This window comes from Mycobacterium sp. KBS0706 (genome assembly GCF_005938675.2).
GTDB lineage: Bacteria > Pseudomonadota > Alphaproteobacteria > DSM-16000 > Inquilinaceae > Inquilinus.
This window is the reverse complement of record NZ_VCCH02000319.1, coordinates 1-748: the sequence shown is the minus strand read 5'-3', so window position 1 is coordinate 748 and position 748 is coordinate 1. Positions and strand designations below refer to the sequence as shown.

The window sequence follows — 748 nt, the reverse complement described above, 5'->3', positions numbered from 1 at the left end:
ACCTGCAGCTGATTTAGCAACTGCTGGACCTGCGGCCTCTTGACGATGACCGTGCGGACGACGCCGGCCGGACCGATGAACATGACCTTGTGCTCAGCGGGGCTGACGCCGACGACCTGGGCCGTGACCTTCGTCACGATCGACGCTTCGCCGGCGGGGAGTTCCCCTGGTTCGGCCCGGGCGATATCTGCCGTCTGCATCACCATCGGCACCGAACCCGCCGCCGCCTTGGTCACATCGATGGCCACGGCTTCATGGCGGCTGACGTTAACGCGGTCGCCGGGGCTTGACCTGGGGGAGATTGACCACCTGCGGCCCAGCGTGGATTGTCAGGAGGCGGCCGTCGCTTTCCTTGAGCGTCACCATCCGGCTCTCGAGATCGATCGTCTGCACCGTGGCGGTCCCCGTCATCAACACACTCGCGCCGGCACCTTCCTGAGCGACGACAGGCGAGGCACCGCCAGCGAACAGACATAGCAGGCAGGCGGCGAATCCGCTCACCATGCGCGCATGGGCCCGTGACGCGACCATATGAACCTCCCCTGCAGGCAATTGGGTGATCGTGGATCGAGGTCTCGATACCTCGACACCCCCACCTTGCCTAAAGTCGGGAACCTGGCGAAGTTGCCGACGGGTAGCTTTGGGTTAACTAACCCCCTAAATCATTCGAAGTGCGGGCGCCTGATACGGGCTGTCGCGGCGAGTGCCGTGGCAGATCTGCGGCCCCAACCCTGCTGCAAACTTACCG

General features: G+C 64.3%; 2 protein-coding genes. Both read right to left on the bottom strand.

Going from position 1 to position 748, the window contains the following annotated elements; genetic code table 11:
* Nucleotides 1-248, bottom strand: a 248-nt coding sequence (locus FFK22_RS42055; protein WP_221939318.1) for a hypothetical protein, incomplete at its 3' end; no start/stop codon positions are given.
* 19 nt (nucleotides 249-267) lie between these two features.
* Nucleotides 268-531, bottom strand: coding sequence for a hypothetical protein (locus FFK22_RS42050; RefSeq protein WP_143957029.1), 264 nt, complete (start codon nucleotides 529-531; stop codon nucleotides 268-270).
* Nucleotides 532-748 lie beyond the last annotated feature (217 nt).